We start from the raw sequence: 20,770 nt of genomic DNA, 5'->3' as shown, positions 1-20,770 counted from the left end.
AGATTTCAGGCCAACGGGCCTAAAATCATCCTGTTCGATCGGTCTTGGCTTCGGCGGTCGGTGTGCCAAAGGTCTTACGCTGGAAGTCGTCGATCATGCTGATCGCGGTGTTGCGGTCATCGTTGTCGGTCGAGGCATTGACGATCTTGCCTTCCTGCCGGCGCAGTTGTTCGCTGTACATCTGCTTGGCGATTCCGATGCCGTCACCCTTGGCCATGGTGTTGCCGAGCTGCTCGGCCATCATGCCTTTCCAGATATCGCCGGTCGCGCCCTTGCCGTATACGTCTTCGCTTTCGCTCGGCAACATGGACTTGACGAAATTCTGCAGAACCATGGCCTCGAACTTCCGGTAGCTTTCCGGAACTTCCTCGGCCTTGGTGCGGTTCTGGATGTCGGCGAGGCCGCTCTTCTGGCCGATATGATCGAGAACATCGACCGTATTGGAGAAGCCCTTGCCGTTTTCGGCGAGGCTCGTTGCGGCAAAGGCCGCACGATTTGCCTTCAATTTTTCCTGGGCCGCCTGAACCTCCATGGGGTCGGCAGCTTTGACAACGTCCAGGACCAGATCACTGGGGGGCGAAATAGCCACGTTAGAATCCTCTGAATTAAGATCGTAACGACTATGGTTTTTGAAGCTTGCTGGAGGCTGGCGTTGCGAATTGCTGATCGATGACATCGTAGACGGCATTGTCGTCGGCCTCGCGGCGCTCGGCCTCGAGGGCTTCCTTCATGCCCTCTTCGAAACGATCGCCCTTGGCGCGCTCGCGCGCCAGCCGCATCTCGTGGACCTCCTGCATGCCGGTCAGTTGCTTGTCCTTGATGGTGAGCCTGCCGAATCGATCGGCGTAGCTCTGCGAGAAGGCGTGGTGGACCGGGTCCATCGAGCCGAGCGCGAGGATGACGTCGTCCATCGCCGCATTGACCTCGACGCGCTGGCGGCTGGTTTCGGCCAGGTCGTTCTCGGCTACCCGTTCGATATGCCGCTGCACCGAGAGCAGTCGCTTGAGTTTCTGGGAGCGCGTCTTTTCGGTCATCGCCTCATCGCCCGATATAAATCGAGCCGAAGGACTGGCCGAACTGGCTGACCATCGCCGCAATCGAGAAATAGATCAGGAAGAGGCCGCCCATCAGCAGATAAGGTGTGGAGATGAAGTAAACCGGGATCTGCGGCGCCAGCTTGTTGATGAAGCCGATCGACACGTTGAAGATCATGCCATAGATCAAAAACGGGCTCGACAGCCGCAGCATGATGTAGGTGGTCTGCTCCAGCGTGTCGGTGAAGGAGATCAGCGTCGCGCGCATCTGCATCAGGCCGCCGAATGGCATGGTCGTGTAGGAATCGATCAGCGCGCGGAAGACGATGTGATGGAAATCCATGATGAAGAGAATCATGATGCCGGCAAAGGTGACAAAGGCCGAAAGGCTGTTCTCCGACGTGTCCTCGATGATGTCGGTGGAGCCCGGCTGGGTATAGCCGACCATCATGGCCATGATCGAGGCGGCGAACTGCATGCCGAGCGTATAGATCCTCGCCAGCATGCCATACATCACACCGATCAGCGATTCGCTGAATATCAGGCCGATATAGGTTGCAGAACCGGTGTGAACGGCGGGATAGACAGTATCCCAAAGCAGCGGCATGACGGCGATAGACAGCGCGCCGGCAATGAAGACGCGCAGCTGTTCGGGCACGCGCGCCGAGGAGAAACCCGGAAGAGCCAGCACACAGCCACCGATCCGGCAGAAAACCAGAAACAGCGCCAGAACGGTCCCTTGCGGGTCTGTTATCATGAAATAGAGCCCAAAATCTTTATCTCGATGCCCTTGGCCAGTTCGACATGCGACAGGACAGGCAACGTGGCGAACAGCCGTTCGATGATCATGCGCACATAGGAGCGTGTTTCCGGCGATGTGACAAGGGCGAATGGCAGGCCGCGATCCATGAACTCACGGATAACTTTGGTGGCCTGCTCGCTGAACTCTTCAAGGCTGCGCGGATCGATGTCGAATTCGATCACCTCGCCCTTGGCGTCGCGCTTCAGCGCCTGGTGGAAGGCCAGATCCCATTTGCTGCCCAGCCTGAGCACGCGCAGCACGCCATTGTCGGCAAGATCGCCGCAAAGCTGCTGGGCCATGCGGATGCGGACGTGCTCGACGATCTGCTCGGTCTTCCTGACATGCGGGGCAAGCTCGGCCACCGCTTCGAGAATGAGGTGCAGGTTGCGGATCGAGACGCGTTCGGCAAGCAGGAGCTTGAGCACCGCCTGCAGGCCCGAATAGGACATGTGCGACGAGCAGATCTCGTCGGCGAGCTTCTTGTATTCGGGGTCGAGCCGATCGATCAGCACCTTGACGTCCTTGTAGGACAGAAGCTGCGGCAGGTTGTTGCGAATGACCTCGCTCATATGGGTGAGCACGACCGAGACGTTGTCGATCGGCTGGAAGCCCTCGCGTTTCAGATCGTCGGCGAAGTTTTCGAGGATCGAGACGGCCGGCATGCCGAAAGCGGGTTCGCGGATTTCGTCGCCGGGAATGCTCGGCCGGCGGCCGGCGCCGGTGACGACGAGGACTTCGCCGACGCGCAAGAGATTGGAGGCGACCGTCGTGCCGTGGATGCGGATCTGGTAAGACTTCTCGGCGATGGCGATATCGTCCGTGACCTTGATCTCGGGCACGACGAAACCGTATTGCGTGGCGAACTTCTTGCGCATCTTGCCGACGCGGAAGGCGAGCTCCTGGTGGGCGCCGAGCAGGCGCGTCGAGACCATCTTGCCGAGTGCGAGCTCGATCTCGGAGGTGCGCAGCACCGACTTGACCGAATCCTTTTCCAGCTCCTTGCTCTGGACGACCTTCTTTTCCTCCTGCTCGCGGCGAAGCTTGTTTTCCGCCTCGACCTGCCGCGGGATGAACCAGGCGCCGAAGGCAAGAAGACTGCCGAGGATCACGAAGGGGACAAACGGCAGGCCGGGCATCAAGGCCAGGACGAACATCAGCACGGCCGAGACCGAGAGTGCGCGGGGATAGCCGCTCAGCTGGTTGACAACAGCCTGGTCGGTGGAGCCGGTGGTGCCGCCGCGCGAGACGAGAAGGCCGGCGGCGAGCGAGACGATGAGCGCCGGCATCTGCGAGACGAGGCCGTCGCCGACGGAGAGCTTGACGAAGACGTCGGCCGCTTCGCCGATCGGCATGCCGTGGCGGAAATAGCCGATGATGATGCCGCCGAAGACGTTGATGGCGGTGATGATGAGGCCGGCGACGGCATCGCCGCGCACGAACTTCGAGGCACCGTCCATCGCACCGAAGAAGGAACTTTCCTCCTCGAGTTCCCGGCGCCGACGCTGGGCTTCCTTTTCGTCGATGATGCCGGCCGAAAGATCGGCGTCGATCGACATCTGCTTGCCGGGGATCGCGTCCAGGGTGAAACGCGCGCCGACTTCGGCGATACGCGTGGCACCCTTGGTGATGACGATGAAGTTGATGGTGATGAGGATGAGGAAGACGATCAGACCGATGACGAAGTCGCCAGACATGACCAGGCTTGCGAAACCGGCGATGACGCCGCCGGCCGCGTCGTGGCCTTCATTACCGTGGGACAGGATGACGCGCGTCGTCGCGATGTTCAGCGCCAACCGGGTCATCGTCGCGATCAGCAAAATGGTCGGGAAGGACGAGAAATCGAGCGGCTTCTGAATCCACAGCGCGACCATCAGGATCAGAACCGAGAAGGCGATCGAGAAGGCCAGGCCCATATCGATCAGGAATGGCGGGATCGGCAGGAAGAGAATGCAGATGATGCCGACGATGCCGAGGGCAAAACCGACATCGCGCAGGCTCGGGGCGACTTTTGGAATGGGGAGTGCAGGTGGTTGCGCCATGACGATTCCGTCTCTTCATGAGAGGAGGCGGATATGAGTCCGCCCAATTCGAATCGAGACTTAAATGGCGAAGCTTGCGCGAAGGTGGCTCAGAAACCAGACTGGATGCGCGAGAAGACCAGATTGGTGAAAATCGAGATCTGCGAGCCGACGAAAGGCGCGGTGACGCCGACCGTGATCAGCACCGCGACGATCTTCGGCACGAAGGTCAGCGTCGCTTCCTGCACCTGGGTCAGCGCCTGGATCAGGGCGATCACGAGACCCACCACCATCGCGGCGATGACCGCGGGACCGGCGGCAATCAGCACGGTCCAGATCGCGGCCTGGAACAGATCTAATGCATCAGCTTCATTCATCCGAAGGCAACCTCATATCGCCTTGAAGCGGCCCCGCCTTGGCCGGACCGCGCTTGGTTGGCGTCAAACAGGCGCGTTGGCGCCGTTCGCATCAGGAGCTGCTGCTCGGCGCCTCGTCGGCAACAGTGATTCCCGTCTGCACGAGTATCTTATCGCCATCTTTGGTCGTCGCAATGATACCATCGGAATAAACCTTGACGGAATCGATGATGCCTTTGACGGTGCCGTCGGCGCTTTCCATGTATTTGCCGACGTAGCTGCTGGCCTGGGTGAGGCTCGAGCTTGCCAGAAGCGTGTCCAACTTGGTGTTGGTCTGGATCGTCTGCTCGACCTGCGAGAAGGTTGCCAGCTGCGCCACCTGCTCGCTGGCATCCATCGGATCGGTCGGATCCTGGTTCTTCATCTGCGCGATGAGCAGCTGCAGGAAGTTGTCGTAGTTCAGTGTCGCCGACTTCGAGCTCGAACTCGTCGAGGAGGTCGTCGAGGTTGTTGAGGTCGCGCTTGTTGTTGCATCTACCGCCATGGTGCAATCTCCCTGCGAATCTGCTCGACCATCGTTGGCGGCATTTCGTGATTGTTGAGGATGCTGTCTTCGATCGCGTAGAGGCCGCGGATCGCCTTCAATGCATCGAAGGCGCGGCCGGTCGACACGAGCGCGTCGATGCGCTTCAGTTCGGCGAGGATTTCCTCGTTCTTGAAGCAGGTGAGCAGCATGGTGATCGACTTGCGGAACATCGCCGTCGAGTGGTCCTTGCCCTCGGGATTGATGAGGATCATCTGCGCGATGAAATAGAGCTGACGCAGGGGCGTGGTGGCGCCTTCCGGCTGCAGGACGTGGTTTTCGAGAAGGAACGTCACATCATTCAGGAATTCCAGCGCGACCTTGCGGTCGACGCGCAGGACGGCGCCGTTGATGAAGATTCTTTCTCCGGCTTTCAGAGAAATGCGAAGTGTACTTTTCATTTAAGTCCATCCCTGATGATGGTGGTAACGTCGATGATGCCCTGGTAGTTATTAGACTGACGTTTTCTGATCCTGTCGCATTCCTTCAATATCCAGATCGCAATCGAGATGAGGTTGGCCCTGAGCTCGATCTCCAGCTGGTTGTCGGGATGTTTCAGATCTTCGATGAAGCTGATCCACACCCGGCGCGTATAAAACAGGGCTTCAATGGCTTCCCGGCCGTATTTTTCCTTTTCGCGCGCCTGCGAAAGCAGATCTATGGACCGGTCAAGAACCTGCCATTCCCGCTCTTTCGCGTCGGCCACCGAGTCCTGCATGACTTCGGCATATGAGAACTGATACATTCATGCATCCTTCTTTGCGCGCCTTTGATCATCAAAGGTAGTTTACGAGACTCAACTGCTGGATCTTCGAGACGATCGTGTAAGCGGTTTCAAGCTGCGTTTCCAAAGTCTTGACGAGCGTCGAGGCCTCGTAGGGATCGACACCCTGCAGATCGACGAGCTTGTTCTTGATGATGTTCGACTGGGCGTCGAGGGCGTCGTTGGATTTCTTGACGCGCTCCTGGGAAAGACCGAGCTGGCTTGCCTGGGTCACGAGGCCGCTGGTCGCCTTCGTCGTATAGCTGATCGCCTGCTTGGACACCGTGCTCATTGCATCGCTGCTGAGGCCCTGGTCGAGAAGCGCCGAGGTCAACACCGAGGCGAGCGCGAAGTAGCGCATGCCTTCGGAATTGGCGTTGGTCGAGGATTCGATCACTTCCGAGTTGCTGATACGGCTCGTCATGTTCTGGCTCGACGCTTGCGACCAGCCGGTCGTCGCATCGGTCCAGTTCGCTTCGCTGAACATCGGCTCGACCGTCGACGTTATGAAGGTCTCCATTTCAGCGCCGGTCAAATCGCTGACCGCCTTGCCGAGGCCGGTCGCATAAGTGTTCAGTTCCGTGACGATGGCGGCGCTCGTCGTTGCGGTCATATCGGTCAGCGGCTGCACATCGGTATTGATGCCGGAGAACAGATATTCGCCGTTCACCATGGTGTTGGCGGTGTCCATCATCGTGGAGAGCGCACTGGTCGCCGACTGGATGGCGACGGTGATGCTGCCGGGATCGTGGCTGCCCTGGAGTGCCGTCAGCTTCGAAACCAGGCCGTCGCCGACGTCCTTCATCTTGGAAAGGCCGAGCTGCGAGGATTCCATGCGCGCGGCGACAAGCGAATTGCTTGATTTGATCGAGGCTATCCTGTCGGTCTCGCGGGTGAAGTCCACGCTCCTGGCGGCGTTGCCGCCGAGAGAGACACCGATATCCGCATAGACACCCGTCGTCGCTTCCATCGTTGCCTTGGTCATCTGGTTCTGCCCCTGACGGATCGTCAGGCGCATCGCGTTCTGAATGGCTGAACTTGAAATAAATGAGCTCTTCATGGCTTAACTCGCAATATCCAGCAATGACTTCAACATTTCGTCAACGGCGTTCAGGATCTTCGTCGCCGCCTTGTAGGACTGCTCTATGTCGAGGAGCAGCGTCAGCTCCTCGTCGAGGTTGACGCCCGTCTCGTTGGAATAGGCTTCGTCGGAGCGTGAAAGCGCCGCCGAGGTATTTTCCGCCGCCGTCGTGGCGTTGCTGCGATACTGCTCGAGCCAGCCGAGGGAATTCGTGGCGTATTCCATGATGCTGACGTTCGAATCGATGCCCGTCGTGGCGTCGAAGCCGACAGTCGTTCCCGTTGCCGGGTCGAAATCCATATCGGAGCCCAACGCCGTATAGAGGCGATCAAGTTCGTCTGTATAGCCGCTTTCGCCTGTAGTGTTCACCACGACGCCGGTGGCGTTGATGCCGCCATCGCGCAGGCGCATCGGGTCTCCGCCCTGCGAGGTGATCACACGGCTGCTGACGGTGATGGTCGACGCCATGCCGGCGACGGCGGTGCCGCCAGTATCGACCGTGCCGCCGCTCCAGGTAAAAAGGCCGGGCACGTAGGCCGGGGTGCCTGACGAGTTATCTTCCTTGAAGATCGAGACCAGACCGCGGGCGATTTCGTCGAGCTGCTTCTGGAAGTTGGGGGCGATATCGTCACGGACCTGCAGGAGCGACTGAAGGCTTCCCATCCCCGTCGTGGTCGATCCGCTGCCGAGCGGCAGCGCAACACCGTCGATATAGACGGAATTGCCGACGGTGGAGGCGGTATAGATATCCTGAGACTTGAAGGTCACGGTGCGCGGAACCGTCTCGAAGAGGATCGTCCCGTCGGGCGTGCTCAGCACCATGTCGTTGTTGTCGCGCGTCGTCGCGCTGACGCCGACGATCTTCGAAATCTGCTTGAGCGCCTTCTCGCGCTCATCGAGGGCGCCGGAGGCATCCGCACCCGAGGCCGTGGCGGTCTTTACCGCATTATTGGCCTCTTCGAACTGGCTCAGCAGCGTATTCAGCGTTTCAACGTCGGTGGCGATCTGCTTATCGGCGCTGGCGCGGACATCCTGAACGGATTGCGAGGCGTTGTTCAGCGAGTTGGCCACATCCTGGGCGGCGGTGATGGCGCCCTGGGCGGCGACCGTGCTGCCCGGCGTCGTGCGGAAGGCCTGAAGCTTTTGCTGGAAAACACCGAGATAGGTGGATGGCGACGTTTCGTAGTCGTTGCCACCCATGATCGACTTGAGGTCCTCGAGACCTCCGAGCAAGGCCTGCTGGGCGCTGTCCTGAGAGGATGTCTTCAGATACTGGCGCAGCAAGGCATCTTCCTGCGCCCGGTCTATCTTGACGACCTGGGCGCCGTTCAAGGACGTGGTAAGCATCGCCTGCCGGCGCACGTAATCTTTGTTGCCCGCATTCGAGATATTGTTCGATACGACACTGCTCTGCGTGCCGGTATTGTTGAATATGCTCTGCGCGGTATTAAGTGCTGACGTGAGCGACATGGCTTAGCCGTTACCCTGATTATCTCTTGAGGTTGACGAGGACGTCCATGATGTCGGACCCCGTCTGGAACACCTTGGAATTGGCGGTATAGCTGCGTTGCGCTTCGATCATTTCGGTCAGCTCGCCGGCGAGGTCGACGTTCGAACCTTCGAGAGCGCCTGACTTGATCGTGCCGAGGCCGTTGGTCTGCGGGAAGCCGGTGACGGTGACGCCCGACTGGCCGTTGGCGCTGTAGACGTTGCCGCTCATCAGCGTCAGCTTGTCCGGGCTTGCGACGTTGGCCAGCGGGATGCGATAGAGCGGCTTGGTGCTGCCGTCTTCATACTTGGCGTAAACAATGCCGTCGCCGTCGATGGTGACGTCCTTGACTGGGCTGGCGGCCTGGCCGTTCGGCGTGCCGGTGCCGGAAAAGGCGGCGCCGAGCTGAGTGAGGCCGGAGAAATCCATGTCGATGTCCTGGCCGGTCACCGGATCACTAATGGTGACGGCGCCACCCGTAACCAAGGCGCCGTCGGCGTCGAACTCGAGTGTTCCCAGGCCGACGGTGCCGCCTGTCGTGGTATACGGGAAGGAGGTCGTGCCACCCGTCGCCGCATCGGCATTGCGGAAAATCGCAACTTCCCAAGTGCTGGCGGTCGCGGGAGGTGTCGTCGGCGTTGCCGATTGCGCGGTCTTGGTGAAGTAGAAGTCGTACATCACCTTGTTGCCAAGACGGTCATAGGCGACCATCGAGACCTTTTTGGTGTCGGTCGTTGTGGTGCCGCTAGTACCGTTATCGCTCGGGAGATTAGCCGTAACAACAGTGGAGTTGGAATTGAGGTTGCCTGTGAAGACACCTGAGGTCGAGGCGATGGCGGTCAGGCCATTCTGGGTGACGTTGACGGGAACGAGGCCGTCGAAACCGTTGACGACGACGGCAGGGGCGCCGGAGTCATACGAATAGCCCATCAGCTGGAAGCCGGCTGAATTGACGAGGTTGCCTTCGTCGTCCTTGGTGAAATCGCCGGCGCGGGTCAGGACCGGCGTGCCGTCCGCACCCTGGACGATGAAGAAGCCGTCGCCCGAGATCGCAAGGTCGGTGCTGGAGGTGGTGTAGGAAATATCGCCCTGGTCGGAGACGGCCTGGCGCACGGAGGTCTGAACGCCGCCGGAATTGTAATTGCCGTTCGAGGAGGGCAGAACCAGCGACGAGAAGCTTGTCGACACAGCCTTGTAGCCGGTGGTGTTAACGTTGGCGATGTTGTCGGAGACGGTGCTGAGGCGGTTCGCCTGCGCGTTCATCCCCGATACTGCCGTCTTCATGCTGCCGAAAATGCTCATCTGAAAACCTCGTTTTACCTGTTAAACTCGAGAGTATTTGTCGGGCCTTGCGTGAAGCTGTCTGTCATGCGCGCGGCGAGGCCGAATATCGAGGTTCAGCCGGGCGCCGCCACCCGGCCGGCAAAATCAGGCCCAATCGATGCAGTAGCCAAGGAAACGCTTGGAATCGACCGGATCGACGCCGAGCTTCTTGCGCAGCTTCTTGCGCAGCTTCGAGATGTGACTTTCGACGACGTTCTCCTCGACCTCTTCATCGAAGATGCCGTAGATGGCGTTGAAGATCTGGGTCTTGGTGACCCGGCGACCGCGATTGGCGATCAAATATTCGAGGATACGGCGCTCGCGCCGGGGAAGCGCAAAGACCTCGCCGTTGATCTCGGGGTCGCGGCCATCCGAGAAGACGCGGATCCCACCGATCTCGGTGTAGTTGGCGATCGCCTTCAGCCGGCGCCGGATCGCAGCCGCTCTTGCGAGGATTTCGCGGGGATGCACCGGTTTGCGCACCACGTCGTCGACGCCGCAATCGAAAAGCGCAAGGGTGTTTTCGAGCGAGGGCTGGTCGCTGACCGCAATCACCGGCGCCATCGACCGATCCCGGATCGCCCGGGGCAGTTCGTGGTTGCGCTGGCCCTGCCCGATCAGGAAAGCCTCGACTGCCGCTATATCGGAATCGGCAGCGGTCTGTACCCACTCGCCGAACTCCGTTGGATCAAAGCCGGTGGAGGGAATGCCCTCACGGCCGAACAGAGATGTGTATCCATCTTTCACGAGCTCACGCTCATCAACCACTACGATCATTCGTCCGCCTCCGAATCAGTGTGGCACTTCGATGATCTATGGGTACGAATCGCACGAATCGGCGACAACTCGTTAAAGTTAATGGCAGAAATTAATAATTGATTAAGATCTTGGGTCCGATTTGATCTATATCTAGTGGGTATGATTGAATATGCACACCAAAATTTCGTGGAAAAGTTAACGCCCGGTTAATTATGGCTTGCACATGGGTTTCGTGCCGGATTCCCGCCATATTGTGACACAGTTTCGTCACAATATGCCTCTTCCATTTTTGGTTGCATTAATTTCGGCAAAAGTTACTCGCATTGGGAGTCCACTTGCCGTAGCCCGTGGCAACCAGATTGGCGATGACGCGACAGACATATTGCTTCTGCGCCGGATCGTTGTTGGGTCCGGCATGGTATCTGGCTACCGCCATCGTCCATGTCTCGTGCCGATCATGAAGGTTGCGGAGGAATTTTGCCGCGTACTCTACGTTGCGGTGTGGGTCGAACATATCCTCGGCGGAGCCGAAATTTTCACCGTGATAATAGTGGTTGATCTGCATGCAGCCGATGTCGATGAGCTTCGCGCCGCTGCTGCGGGCGACGTCGAATTGCCGCATCGCATCCTGTTCCGAGGGCGGAAAGATCGCCTTGCCTTCGACGTTCATGGCATAGGGATAGAGCGAGCCCTTGCGGCCGGTCTCCGTCAGACCGACTGAATAGAGGATGCCTTCGGGGATACCATATTTGGCAGCGGCCGACTGGATCTCGCGTTCGCAGGCGCCGGTGGAGGCTGATGCCTCAGAGGTAAACGCCGCCAGTGCCGCTGCTGCCGCCAGTACGAGCGTCTTCAATATCAGTCTCGCCTGCGCCATTGAAGCCTCCATCCGTCCGTGCCGTCTGATTGTGACGCTCGCGCGCCTCGCCACCCTGCCCCTGCTGGGGGAGCGACTGCTGCTGGGAGGCCTGGCTGCCCGCCTGGTTGCCGGTATCGGCACGCTCGACCGGCGCCATGCTGATGGTGACGTTGTCGACGGCGTAGCCCTGGCTGCGCAGAGCTTCGAGAATCTTGCCGTGATCTTCCTTCATCTGACGATAGGCCGCCCCCGTTTCGACCTTGAGGTCGACGTTCAGGGCGTCGCCGGACAGGCGCATGGTCGCCGTCACCAGGCCGAGATCGAGCGGGTTCATCTGGATCTTCAGCGTATTGACCACCTTGCCGGTGCTCGTCCATTCCGCCGCGTTGGAGAGCGCCGAGCTCGGTTCCATGGCGCGCGCCCATTCGGAATCGCCGGAGAGAGCAGCGGTCACGGCGGCGGAATTCGAATTCTGCATCAGGCCGATATAGCGGCGCGATTCAAGCACCGAAACATTTTCGACATCGGCCTTCTTCGCGCCATCCTTCGCCCCGGCCTGATCAGTGCCGATGTGGACATCCATCGATACGCCGCGGCCATCGGCACGACTGATCCTGAATGTCCTGCCATCTGCTGCTTCGGCACTCTCCGTTCCGGGAAGCTTGACGTCATCGGCCTTGCCGCTCTCGACGTTGCTGCTGACGGCCGCCAGAGCATCGGATGCATGGCCGCCCGCCTTGGCGTCAACCCCATCGAGTTTCTTGTCGGTCGATCCTGCCTCACCCGCCTTGGCGGACGGATGGTGGGCGGCTGTTGCCGCCGGCAAGGCGACGGCGCCGTCGGCAGGTTCCTGCTTCAGCAGGCCGAGGACGTCGGAAATGCCGCCGTCATCCTCGTCGCTGTCCTGGTCCGTATCGGTTTCCAATGCGTCGGCCTTGGCGTGCTTGCCACTCTTGGCCGTCTGCACCACCTCGTCTGCGGGACTGTCTTTCGGATCGAGCGTGCCGAAGGCGAGATCGGCCGGCATTTTGACCCCGGCCTTTGCGGGCTTTGCCGCAACCTTTTCAACATTGGCGATCGTTTCCGGCGGCACCTCCGCCTGCGCCTTCAAAGCAGCGTCACTGAGATCGACCAACGGCTTTGCGCTGCTGCGGCCGCGGATCGTCCGCGCCACTTTCTCCGCGGCGCCATCGGCAGCCGTCCCTTGATCCGGTTGCGCATCGTCGGCGTCGTCATTGACGGCATTGCTGCCTGCCTTGGCAAGCACGTCAAAGAAGCCGTTCTTCTGGCCGGCGGCATCATCTTTTCCGGCCGGCCGCGCGGATTTCGCAACCGCAGCCGACTCCGCACCGGAGGCTCCGCCCGAGACGCTGATATCCATCATAATTAATTGCCTTCCTGCGCCAGAAGACCGTCGATCTCGTCGAGCTTGGATCGATTGGTCGTCACAAATGCGTTGAATGAGGGGTCGGTATCCTGGCTCTGGCCAGTCGATGCCACACCTCCCGGAACAGGCTCGGGAAGCGCGCCTGGCGCTTCCGGTTGCGTCGCTATCGCCGCCGCAGCCTTTTCAGAAGTGATTTCTTGATGATCAGTGTTAGGGGTGGATGCTTGCCTCAAGCTTGCCGGATCGGGAGCGCGCAGGATCTGGTCGGCGACCGATCGCGCCGCCTCCTGCAGCGCCTGATCCCGCGGCGAAAGCGTGTTGCCGTCGATGCCGCGGACATTCTTTGCCGCCCGGTCGACATCCTCTGTGGGAAGGCCGGCCATGCCGCCATAGAAATTCGCAAGTGGCCCGAAGGCATTGTCGGTGTCGGCGCCAAGCGACTGCACCCGTTCGACCGCCATATGCGTCAGCTCCGGCTTACCTGATATCGCCGCAGCACGGGCGATGCGCAGATAGACCTCGCGCTGGCGCGGCGCATCCATGAAAGACAGGATGTCGACGACATCCTGCGGCTTCACGTCGTGATCGTGACTGACGACGAGCGTGACGAAAAGATCGGCGAACTGGCTGGCATAGGGCGAATGCAGAAAACGTCTGACATAACGCTGCGAATAGGCCATTCCCTTATCGAGCATCCCCTTGTCGACGCAGATGGCGACCGAGCGGCGCAACGCCGCCTCCTCGACGATCGTCCCGGGTGCTGCAAGACGCGCCTGGTCGTAGAGATCCAGCGCGTCTGCCGGTTTCGTCGCGATCAGCACGTTGCCGCCGATCAGCGCAAGATAGGGGCCGATCTTCTTGTCGCGATATTCCCGGGCCGTCTCCTCCAGCGTCTTGGCGACGAGCAGCCCTTTGCCGCTCAGATATTTGCGCAGCACATCGGTGACGCGATTGTCGAAATAGCCGTTGACGTCGTGGGCGATCAGATATTCGAGCGTCTGGGGATTGCCGCCGCTCATCGCATAGATCAGCGCTGCATCGACATTGCGGTCGTCATCGAAGACCGAAGTATCGACGGTGCGCAGCCGCTCGTCGATCGTCCCCAGCATGAAGCGCTGCATCTCGCCGGCCGAATGATCGCCGGTGACGACGGAGTCCTGCACGAACTGCAACGACCGCAGCATCTTGTACGGCGCAAGATCGTCCGGATCCTGCGCCTTGCCTGCGGCCGGCGAAAGCATCGCCAGGCCGAGGGCCACACATCCGATATAGCGATGCTGCCGACGCGCCATCCGACTATCCCTTATCCGCCTGCACCAGGATCTCGATCCGGCGGTTGGTCGCGTTGAACGGGTCGGTCGGCAGCTTCAGCCGACGGTCGGCGAAGCCGGAGACCTGGGAGATACGTTTCTCGTCGAGCCCACCGCGCACGAGCATGTAGTAGGCGCTCTGGGCGCGGTCCATCGAAAGCCGCCAGTTCTCGTTCTGGGTGCCCTTATACTGGCGCCCGTCCGTGTGGCCGCGGATGGCGACCGCGCCACCCCTCTCCTTCAGGATCGCGCCGATCTTTTCCATGGCGAGCACCATCTCCTGGCGCGGAACAGCAGAACCGATATTGAACATCGAATCGTCGCTCTGGTCGGAGATGCTGACCAGCAATCCGCCTTCGGACGCCGTCACGGTCAGGCCTTCGGCGAGCTTGCCGGCAACGCCGCCGATCTGCTGGGCGATCTGCTCCTGCAGCTGCTCTGCTTCCTTCTGTTGCTGCTGCTCGGCCTCATCAGCGCCCTTATCCGCATCCTTCTGATGTTCGGCGTCTTTCTGAGCTTCCGCCTTCTTGTCGTTGGCAGACTTGCCGGCCGGCGCCTTGCCGTCCTTGGCTTCGACCGCGCCCTTCGTTTCCTTGGTTTCCTTGGTTTCCTTCGTTTCCTTGGTTTCCGGGGCAGCCTTCTGATCGGTGGTCAGCGGTATCGGCTTGGTGTCTTCGAGCTTGGCGACCTCGGTCGTCCCGCTCTCGACCGCCTGCTGGTCGCTCTTGCCGGGAGGCGCCGACTTGCCGGCCGTCGTGACCTCGACCTGCTTCGTCCAGAAATCCGGATCGAAGGGATCACGATAGGCCTCGCCGCCATCGGCGCCGGTGGCGGGACCGGAATCGGCGGCGCCGCCGTCGCCCTTGGCGCTGACATTGGCCTGCTGGCCGACTTCCTGGGCGATCTCGGCGAGAACCGAATAGGGATTTTCGAAGAAATCGGCCTCGGAATAATTGGTTTGGTCGCCTGATGTCGATGTCTGGTCGTCACCATCCGCCGCGGCCTTGCCGTCGTTCGGATCTTCTTCCTTCTGCTTCGACTTCTCCTGCTTCTCCTCGCCTTCGGCGTTATCGACAGGCTTCTTCAGACCCTTTTCGGTCGGCTTTTCGTCGGAGAGCTTGATCGGATTGAAATAGGTCGCGACCGAGGCCTTGGTCTCCTCGTTGGCGGCATTGACCAGCCACATGACCAGGAAGAACGCCATCATCGCCGTCATGAAGTCGGCATAGGCAATTTTCCACGCACCGCCATGGGCGCCATCGTGATCGCCGCCGCCATGTCTCTTGACGATGATGATCTCGTTTTTGCCGTGGTGGTGGTTTTCGCCTTCGCTCATTCGAGAACTTTCTTCAAGCTGGCCGCCCAGGCGGACATACGGGTGACGATGACGGAATCACCGATTTCGACGGCAAGATCGATATCGTCGGTCTCAAAATGGCGAACCGCCTCGGCATGTTCGCCGAGCTCGGCCTTCAATATGTCGAAAAGCCGGGTCGGTCCCTTGACGACGATCGTTCCAGCGGCGCCTTCAAGGATCGCGTCGCGCAGCAGGGTGGCGAGGTTTTCGGCAGCTTCGGCGGCAAGCGCTTCCGTCATCACTGGCGCGATGGCGGCGGCGGCGCCGGCGCTGACCAGCTGAGCGAGTTCTTCGGCAATATCGCGGATGCGGGATGCAATGACTGCCGCCGCCTCGACTTCGTAGCGAAGCTTCAGCTCCTCGAGTTGACGCGCATGGACCTCAGCCAGCGTCCGCGCCTCCAGCGCGTGTTTCTCGGTCAGTTCCGCGGTGGCCGCGGCATGACCTTCCGCATAGGCTTCACGGCGCTCCGCCTCGACGTCGATCACCGGTTCGCTCGGTGTTTCGGGGAACATGTCGCCGCCGAAATCATCCATGTCGAGGACCGGCGGTGACGGTTCCGGTTCGCCGAAATCCTTCAAATACCGGGAAAGCGAAATGCTCATAAAAACCATCCAGCATCCGGGAGGCATGCAACATGCGCGCTCCCGCTCAAAATGTCCTTGCGCGCCGACATCTCCCTTCGAAACGGGCAAGGGCCTGACCTTGCGCCGGCACGGATTCGGACGATGCCTTCATGCCGGAAACTAGGAAGTCAAACTTGCGCGAGGATGAATGGCGCGGTCGCCACCCGTGATCGCGCCCATTCCTTATTCCAGCAGAATCAGAATCTTGCTTGCGGCCGTATTGAGGATCGAGATCGCTTCGACGGCCATCTGCTTCTGGGTTTCGATTGCCTTCTGCCGGATCGAAGCCTCGTCCATGTCGGTATCGACGAGCGCACCGACGCTCTTGTCGATCGAATCGGACAGATCGGCGGTATAGTCTATCTGATCGTCGATGCGTGTCTTCATCACGCCGATGGATGCCGCCGTGGTCGTCAGCGAGGAGAGCAGCGACTCGGTCACGTCGAGCATGTCGGTGAGCTGCGCATCGGTCGTGTTGCCGTCGATCGCAATTTCCGTACCCGTCGCCGGCGTCGTCGAGCCGGCATCCAGCAGATAATAATTCCGCGACGTCGTGCCGGAGTTATTGATCGCGTTGGCATCGACCGCCTTGGTCAGCAGGCCGCCGCTCGCACTGTTCTTGTCGATGAGGATGGTCTGCGACGATGGGAAATCGATGGTCTGGGCCTGATATTCGCCGGTCGAAGCGCGCACGAAACCCGAGATGACCGACCATGTCGGCGGTGCAGCAGTGTCGCCGTTCAGCAGCCAGTTTTCCCCCGCAAACGACGTCGATTCGACGACCGTCTGCAACTGCTCTTTGTATTCGCTGATCTCGGCGTTGATCTTGTCCTTATCGACACCAGGTTCTCTTGCCGAAACCAGCTTGGCGCGGATCTGGCTCATGAGATCGATCGCCGAGTTCATCGCCGTATAGGTCGCATCCACCTTGGCAGCGCCAAGACCGAGCGCATCTCCGACCGTTCCGAGATTGGTGCTGTCCGAACGCATGACGGTTGCGACCGACCAATAGGACGCATCGTCGGCGGCCGTCTCGATACGATATCCCGAGGACACTTGCTGCTGGGTCTGGCTGGCTTCTTTGTTGATGCTGCGCAGCACCGAAAGCGCATTCACCGCGGCCGCGCTGGTAATCTTAACGGTCATCGACAGGTCTCGGATTAAGGTGAAAGGGCAGGCCGGATTGCCGGCGGCGACTGAAGTGGCATCATGCCTCCGGCAGGGTTTCTACCGGCGTGTCGCAAAAGCAAATCAACTCAAGGCGTAGTTAACTCGATATCAACCTGTTGGGCAAGAGTGCGGCACCGAGCCTGGCGCGTCGACCGAAATTTCGATCAAGACATTGATATAAAAGAAAGAACCGCGCCATTTCGGGCGCGGTCCGGGAGGCTTTGTGCGTGCGGCCAGACGATGGCGCAAGATTCGGTCCAGCTTCAGCGCCTGACTTAGCTGCGGAACAGCGTGAGGATGTTCTGAGCGCTGGAGTTGGCGATCGACAGCGACTGGATAGCCAGCTGCTGCTGGGTTTGCAGGGCGCTGAGCTTGGAGGATTCTTCTTCCATATTGGCGTCGACGAGGCGGCCGACACCGGAGTCGATCGAATCGCTGAGCGCGCTGACGAAGCCTTCCTGCAGCTCGATGCGAGTGGAAATCGAGCCGAGCTGCGATGCAGCCTTGGTCATCGCCTCGAGGCCTGCCTCGATCGACGTCAGGGCCATGGAGATCTCAGGCGAATCGAAGTTGGTGATGTCCATCGAGTAGATCGAGCCGATCGTACCGGATGATGTGCCGATAATGCCGGAGCTGGTCTCGATCGCGCCGGTCGAGTCCATGCCGAAGAGAACGTTGCCCGCCGAGCTCGTGTCCAGGATGTAATCCGTCGTCTTGACCGAGACATTGCCGTTGCCATCGCGGACGAAAGTGGAAACGACGCTCTTGGTGCCGTCAGCGCCGGCAACCCAGTTTTCACCGGAGAAGGAAGCCGACTGCGCGATGCTCAGGAGCTGTTGCTGCAGCTGGCTGATTTCTTCCTGAACTTTAGCCTTGTCGACACCCTTTTCGGTTGCAGCGACGATCTTCGCCTTGATTTCGGTGATGACGTCGATGGCACTGTCCATGGCGGAGTAAGCGGTGTCGACCTTGGCGGCGCCGAGGCCGAGAGCGTCGGAAACGGCGGAAAGCGCCTTGTTATCCGAACGCATGGTCGTTGCGATCGACCAGTAGGCGGCGTTGTCAGCAGCCTTTTCGACGCGGTAACCCGATGATACGCGGTTCTGCGTGTCCTCAAGGTTGTCGTTGATGCCGCGGAGTGTCTGGAGAGCGGCCATCGCCGCGACGTTCGTCAAAATGCTGGTCATGAAATGATTGCCCCTCGTCGGCAAAAAGAAAAAAGGGACATTCCGGAAGGCCACCGGGAACGGGGATCAGCTTCATGCCTGTTAACCGGTTCTTAAATTTGGTTAACTCACCGTCTCGTTGGACGCAGAAAACAGCATTATGGTTAATGGATCGTTAACAGACATTAAAAAAGCCGCGCTCCATCGAAGCGCGGCTCGATACCAGTGCCCGCCGGAGACCGGCGGGCTGATGTTTCCGAGGGTTATTAGCCGCGGAACAGCGTGAGGATGGTCTGCGAAGAGGAGTTCGCAATCGACAGCGACTGGACGGCCAGCTGCTGCTGGGTCTGCAGTGCGCTGAGCTTGGAGGATTCTTCTTCCATGTTGGCATCGACGAGACGGCCGACACCGGAGTCGATCGAGTCGCTGAGAGCGGACACGAAGTTTTCCTGCAGTTCGATGCGCTTGGAGATCGAGCCGAGCTGAGCGCCGGCGCTGGTCATGGCCTTCAGAGCCGATTCAACGTTGGTCAGAGCCGACTGGATTTCGCCGAGGGTGAAGTTGGTGATGTCCATTGCGTAGACAGAACCGGTCGCACCATTCGAAGTGCCGAGGATACCCGTGGAGGTTTCGACCGAGCCGCCGCTCATGCCGAACAGAACGTTGCCCATGGAGCCGCTGTCGAGAACATAGTCGGTCATCACGACCGAAACGGCGTTGGAGCCGTCACGGACGAAGGAGGCAACAACGTTCTTGGTGCCGTCGGCGCCGGCAACCCAGTTTTCGCCGGAGAAGGAAGCCGACTGCGCGACGCTCAGGAGCTGCTGCTGCAGCTGGCTGATTTCTTCCTGGACCTTGGCCTTGTCGACGCCGTTTTCAGTGGCGGCAACGAGCTTCGCCTTGATGTCGCCGACGACATCGATGGCGCTGTCCATGGCGGAGTAAGCGGTGTCGACCTTTGCAGCGCCGAGGCCGAGAGCGTCGGAAACAGCCGAGAGAGCCTTGTTATCAGAACGCATGGTCGTTGCGATCGACCAGTAAGCAGCGTTGTCCGAAGCCTTGCCGACGCGATAGCCAGACGAAACGTGAGCCTGGGTTTCCTGGAGACCCTGGTTGATGCCACGGAGAGTCTGGAGGGCTGCCATTGCAGCGTTATTGGTGTTGATGCTCGTCATAGTTTGCTTGCCCCTTGTTGGCAGATTTTAAGAAGGGACATTCCGGATTTTGGGCCGGCCCACAGCGATCAGCATCATGCCTGTTAACCATTCTTGTTAAGGTTAACTCGCCGTTTCGATGGGCCTAGAAAACAGCAAGATGGTTAAGGAAAGCTGAATTCGAATTGGAAATATCTTAAAAATATCTGAGACTTAGAAGGATTTTCATTAACCTTATATTAAAACATTTCGCGGCCGGGGATGACCCGGCCGCGAAACTTGGAAATCTTGTGCCGACCGGTCTTAGCGGAAGAGCGACAGGATGTTCTGCGAAGAGGAGTTCGCGATCGACAGCGACTGGATTGCCAGCTGCTGCTGGGTCTGGAGCGCGCTGAGCCTGGAGGATTCTTCTTCCATGTTGGCGTCGACGAGACGGCCGACACCGGAGTCGATCGAGTCGCTCAGAGCGGACACGAAGTTGTCCTGGGCGTCGATGCGGCTGGAGAGCGAGCCGAGAGCAGCGCCGGCGCTGGTCATGGCCTTCAGAGCCGATTCGACGTTGGTCAGAGCCGACTGGATCTGGCCGGCGGTGAAGTTGGTGATGTCCATTGCGTAGATCGAACCAGTCGCACCGGTCGAAGTACCGAGGATACCCGTGGAGGTTTCGACCGAGCCGCCGCTCATGCCGAACAGAACGTTGCCCGCAGAGCCGCTGTCGAGTACGTAGTCGGTCGTCGTGATCGAAACGGCGTTGGAGCCGTCGCGGACGAACGAAGAAACAACGCTCTTGGTGCCGGAGGCGCCGGCAACCCAGTTTTCGCCGTTGAAGGAAGCCGACTGCGCGACGCTCAGGAGCTGCTGCTGCAGCTGGCTGATTTCTTCCTGGACCTTGGCCTTGTCGACACCATTTTCAGTCGCAGCAACGAGCTTCGCCTTGATCTCGCCGACGACGTCAATGGCGCTGTCCATGGCGGTGTAAGCGGTGTCGACCTTTGCAGCGCCTACGCCGAGAGCGTCGGAGACAGCCGAGAGGGCCTTGTTGTCAGAACGCATGGTCGTTGCGATCGACCAGTAAGCAGCGTTATCCGAAGCCTTTTCAACGCGGTAACCAGACGAAACGTGGTTCTGCGTGTTGTTGAGGTTCTGGTTAACGTTACGCAGCGTCTGGAGAGCGGCCTGCGCGGAAGTATTCGTGTTAATGCTTGTCATAAGTCTGTCCCCTGGAAAACTAGATACAAAAAGGAGGACATACCGGACTATAGTACCGGCGATGACGGACCAGCTTCATGCTACTCGGCGCCTTTTTTGTTTGGCCCAAACCCGTCATGTCCAGGGCAATCTCGCAGCCAATGCTTGCCAACTCCTTAAAAATACAGGCTCCAGGCCGGCTCCTCGCGGGCCATAGTTAATGCTTGCTGAATATATTCCTTTGCATTCTAATTCTCTTGAAAACCAAGCGTTTTCCCTGGCAAAAGTCGGCATTTCCCCGCGAAAACAGAGGTTCACCAAGCGCACCGGTTTCAAGCAAGCTTC

General features: G+C 59.6%; 21 protein-coding genes. All 21 read right to left on the bottom strand.

Annotated features, from left to right (window positions below; translation table 11 throughout):
• Positions 1-25: 25 nt before the first annotated feature.
• Complete coding sequence (locus tag FHT75_RS05765) at positions 26-589, bottom strand: rod-binding protein (protein ID WP_047613620.1); 564 nt, start codon at positions 587-589, stop codon at positions 26-28.
• A gap of 31 nt (positions 590-620) precedes the next feature.
• Entirely contained in the window at positions 621-1,034 is a 414-nt protein-coding gene (locus tag FHT75_RS05760; RefSeq protein WP_047613619.1) for a hypothetical protein, read from the bottom strand.
• Between the two features lie 4 nt (positions 1,035-1,038).
• Entirely contained in the window at positions 1,039-1,791 is a 753-nt protein-coding gene (gene fliR, locus FHT75_RS05755) for a flagellar biosynthetic protein FliR (protein WP_047613616.1), read from the bottom strand.
• Positions 1,788-3,875 (bottom strand): flagellar biosynthesis protein FlhA, encoded by a 2,088-nt coding sequence (gene flhA, locus FHT75_RS05750; protein ID WP_047613614.1) that lies wholly within the window; start codon positions 3,873-3,875, stop codon positions 1,788-1,790. The genes fliR and flhA overlap by 4 nt, the downstream gene beginning before the upstream one ends.
• An 89-nt stretch (positions 3,876-3,964) precedes the next feature.
• A complete protein-coding gene (fliQ, locus tag FHT75_RS05745; RefSeq protein WP_009992823.1) occupies positions 3,965-4,231 on the bottom strand; it encodes a flagellar biosynthesis protein FliQ in 267 nt (88 codons plus the stop codon).
• 91 nt (positions 4,232-4,322) lie between these two features.
• A complete protein-coding gene (flgD, locus tag FHT75_RS05740; protein WP_029868217.1) occupies positions 4,323-4,754 on the bottom strand; it encodes a flagellar hook assembly protein FlgD in 432 nt (143 codons plus the stop codon).
• Positions 4,745-5,194, bottom strand: a complete 450-nt coding sequence (flbT, locus tag FHT75_RS05735; RefSeq protein ID WP_029868218.1) for a flagellar biosynthesis repressor FlbT — start codon at positions 5,192-5,194, stop codon at positions 4,745-4,747. The genes flgD and flbT overlap by 10 nt, the downstream gene beginning before the upstream one ends.
• Positions 5,191-5,538: a flagellar biosynthesis regulator FlaF gene (gene flaF / locus FHT75_RS05730; protein WP_029868219.1), complete on the bottom strand. Its 348-nt coding sequence runs from the start codon at positions 5,536-5,538 to the stop codon at positions 5,191-5,193. Before flaF ends, flbT begins: the two co-directional genes overlap by 4 nt.
• A 31-nt stretch (positions 5,539-5,569) precedes the next feature.
• Positions 5,570-6,616, bottom strand: a complete 1,047-nt coding sequence (locus FHT75_RS05725; protein ID WP_183844733.1) for a flagellar hook-associated family protein — start codon at positions 6,614-6,616, stop codon at positions 5,570-5,572.
• Positions 6,617-6,619: 3 nt separating this feature from the next.
• Positions 6,620-8,107 (bottom strand): flagellar hook-associated protein FlgK, encoded by a 1,488-nt coding sequence (gene flgK / locus FHT75_RS05720; RefSeq protein WP_063476336.1) that lies wholly within the window; start codon positions 8,105-8,107, stop codon positions 6,620-6,622.
• A 19-nt stretch (positions 8,108-8,126) separates the two neighbouring features.
• Positions 8,127-9,428: a flagellar hook protein FlgE gene (locus tag FHT75_RS05715; protein ID WP_029868222.1), complete on the bottom strand. Its 1,302-nt coding sequence runs from the start codon at positions 9,426-9,428 to the stop codon at positions 8,127-8,129.
• A 126-nt stretch (positions 9,429-9,554) separates the two neighbouring features.
• Positions 9,555-10,226 (bottom strand): transcriptional activator Rem, encoded by a 672-nt coding sequence (rem, locus tag FHT75_RS05710; RefSeq protein WP_029868223.1) that lies wholly within the window; start codon positions 10,224-10,226, stop codon positions 9,555-9,557.
• A gap of 280 nt (positions 10,227-10,506) precedes the next feature.
• On the bottom strand, positions 10,507-11,064 hold the full coding sequence (locus FHT75_RS05705; RefSeq protein WP_029868224.1) for a lytic transglycosylase domain-containing protein: 558 nt from the start codon (positions 11,062-11,064) through the stop codon (positions 10,507-10,509).
• Complete coding sequence (locus tag FHT75_RS05700; protein ID WP_063476335.1) at positions 11,012-12,451, bottom strand: flagellar hook-length control protein FliK; 1,440 nt, start codon at positions 12,449-12,451, stop codon at positions 11,012-11,014. The genes FHT75_RS05705 and FHT75_RS05700 overlap by 53 nt, the downstream gene beginning before the upstream one ends.
• Positions 12,452-12,453: 2 nt before the next feature.
• Positions 12,454-13,746: a chemotaxis protein MotC gene (gene motC, locus FHT75_RS05695; RefSeq protein ID WP_063476334.1), complete on the bottom strand. Its 1,293-nt coding sequence runs from the start codon at positions 13,744-13,746 to the stop codon at positions 12,454-12,456.
• Positions 13,747-13,750: 4 nt separating this feature from the next.
• Positions 13,751-15,100, bottom strand: coding sequence for a MotB family protein (locus FHT75_RS05690; RefSeq protein WP_063476333.1), 1,350 nt, complete (start codon positions 15,098-15,100; stop codon positions 13,751-13,753).
• Positions 15,097-15,726: a hypothetical protein gene (locus tag FHT75_RS05685; protein ID WP_063476332.1), complete on the bottom strand. Its 630-nt coding sequence runs from the start codon at positions 15,724-15,726 to the stop codon at positions 15,097-15,099. The genes FHT75_RS05690 and FHT75_RS05685 overlap by 4 nt, the downstream gene beginning before the upstream one ends.
• 204 nt (positions 15,727-15,930) lie before the next feature.
• Positions 15,931-16,893, bottom strand: coding sequence for a flagellin (locus FHT75_RS05680; protein ID WP_063476331.1), 963 nt, complete (start codon positions 16,891-16,893; stop codon positions 15,931-15,933).
• A 299-nt stretch (positions 16,894-17,192) separates the two neighbouring features.
• Positions 17,193-18,104, bottom strand: coding sequence for a flagellin (locus tag FHT75_RS05675; protein ID WP_047613597.1), 912 nt, complete (start codon positions 18,102-18,104; stop codon positions 17,193-17,195).
• Positions 18,105-18,349: 245 nt separating this feature from the next.
• Positions 18,350-19,258 carry a flagellin gene (locus FHT75_RS05670; RefSeq protein ID WP_029868419.1) on the bottom strand — a complete coding sequence of 303 codons (909 nt, stop codon included), beginning with the start codon at positions 19,256-19,258 and terminating at the stop codon, positions 18,350-18,352.
• A gap of 282 nt (positions 19,259-19,540) precedes the next feature.
• Positions 19,541-20,446, bottom strand: coding sequence for a flagellin (locus FHT75_RS05665; protein ID WP_029868420.1), 906 nt, complete (start codon positions 20,444-20,446; stop codon positions 19,541-19,543).
• Positions 20,447-20,770 lie beyond the last annotated feature (324 nt).

This window comes from Rhizobium sp. BK112, from assembly GCF_014193215.1.
GTDB lineage: Bacteria > Pseudomonadota > Alphaproteobacteria > Rhizobiales > Rhizobiaceae > Rhizobium > Rhizobium anhuiense.
Note: the sequence above shows the minus strand (reverse complement) of the source record. Positions and strands in the feature narration are given on the sequence as shown.

What these genes read in the sequence shown, in the direction of transcription:
- FHT75_RS05760 (WP_047613619.1), bottom strand. Translation starts at nt 1,034, where the DNA reads ATGACCGAAAAGACGCGCTCCCAGAAACTCAAGCGACTGCTCTCGGTG.
- fliR (WP_047613616.1), bottom strand. Translation starts at nt 1,791, where the DNA reads ATGATAACAGACCCGCAAGGGACCGTTCTGGCGCTGTTTCTGGTTTTC.
- flhA (WP_047613614.1), bottom strand. Translation starts at nt 3,875, where the DNA reads ATGGCGCAACCACCTGCACTCCCCATTCCAAAAGTCGCCCCGAGCCTG.
- fliQ (WP_009992823.1), bottom strand. Translation starts at nt 4,231, where the DNA reads ATGAATGAAGCTGATGCATTAGATCTGTTCCAGGCCGCGATCTGGACC.
- flgD (WP_029868217.1), bottom strand. Translation starts at nt 4,754, where the DNA reads ATGGCGGTAGATGCAACAACAAGCGCGACCTCAACAACCTCGACGACC.
- flbT (WP_029868218.1), bottom strand. Translation starts at nt 5,194, where the DNA reads ATGAAAAGTACACTTCGCATTTCTCTGAAAGCCGGAGAAAGAATCTTC.
- flaF (WP_029868219.1), bottom strand. Translation starts at nt 5,538, where the DNA reads ATGTATCAGTTCTCATATGCCGAAGTCATGCAGGACTCGGTGGCCGAC.
- FHT75_RS05725 (WP_183844733.1), bottom strand. Translation starts at nt 6,616, where the DNA reads ATGAAGAGCTCATTTATTTCAAGTTCAGCCATTCAGAACGCGATGCGC.
- flgK (WP_063476336.1), bottom strand. Translation starts at nt 8,107, where the DNA reads ATGTCGCTCACGTCAGCACTTAATACCGCGCAGAGCATATTCAACAAT.
- FHT75_RS05715 (WP_029868222.1), bottom strand. Translation starts at nt 9,428, where the DNA reads ATGAGCATTTTCGGCAGCATGAAGACGGCAGTATCGGGGATGAACGCG.
- rem (WP_029868223.1), bottom strand. Translation starts at nt 10,226, where the DNA reads ATGATCGTAGTGGTTGATGAGCGTGAGCTCGTGAAAGATGGATACACA.
- FHT75_RS05700 (WP_063476335.1), bottom strand. Translation starts at nt 12,451, where the DNA reads ATGATGGATATCAGCGTCTCGGGCGGAGCCTCCGGTGCGGAGTCGGCT.
- motC (WP_063476334.1), bottom strand. Translation starts at nt 13,746, where the DNA reads ATGGCGCGTCGGCAGCATCGCTATATCGGATGTGTGGCCCTCGGCCTG.
- FHT75_RS05690 (WP_063476333.1), bottom strand. Translation starts at nt 15,100, where the DNA reads ATGAGCGAAGGCGAAAACCACCACCACGGCAAAAACGAGATCATCATC.
- FHT75_RS05685 (WP_063476332.1), bottom strand. Translation starts at nt 15,726, where the DNA reads ATGAGCATTTCGCTTTCCCGGTATTTGAAGGATTTCGGCGAACCGGAA.
- FHT75_RS05680 (WP_063476331.1), bottom strand. Translation starts at nt 16,893, where the DNA reads ATGACCGTTAAGATTACCAGCGCGGCCGCGGTGAATGCGCTTTCGGTG.
- FHT75_RS05675 (WP_047613597.1), bottom strand. Translation starts at nt 18,104, where the DNA reads ATGACCAGCATTTTGACGAACGTCGCGGCGATGGCCGCTCTCCAGACA.
- FHT75_RS05670 (WP_029868419.1), bottom strand. Translation starts at nt 19,258, where the DNA reads ATGACGAGCATCAACACCAATAACGCTGCAATGGCAGCCCTCCAGACT.
- FHT75_RS05665 (WP_029868420.1), bottom strand. Translation starts at nt 20,446, where the DNA reads ATGACAAGCATTAACACGAATACTTCCGCGCAGGCCGCTCTCCAGACG.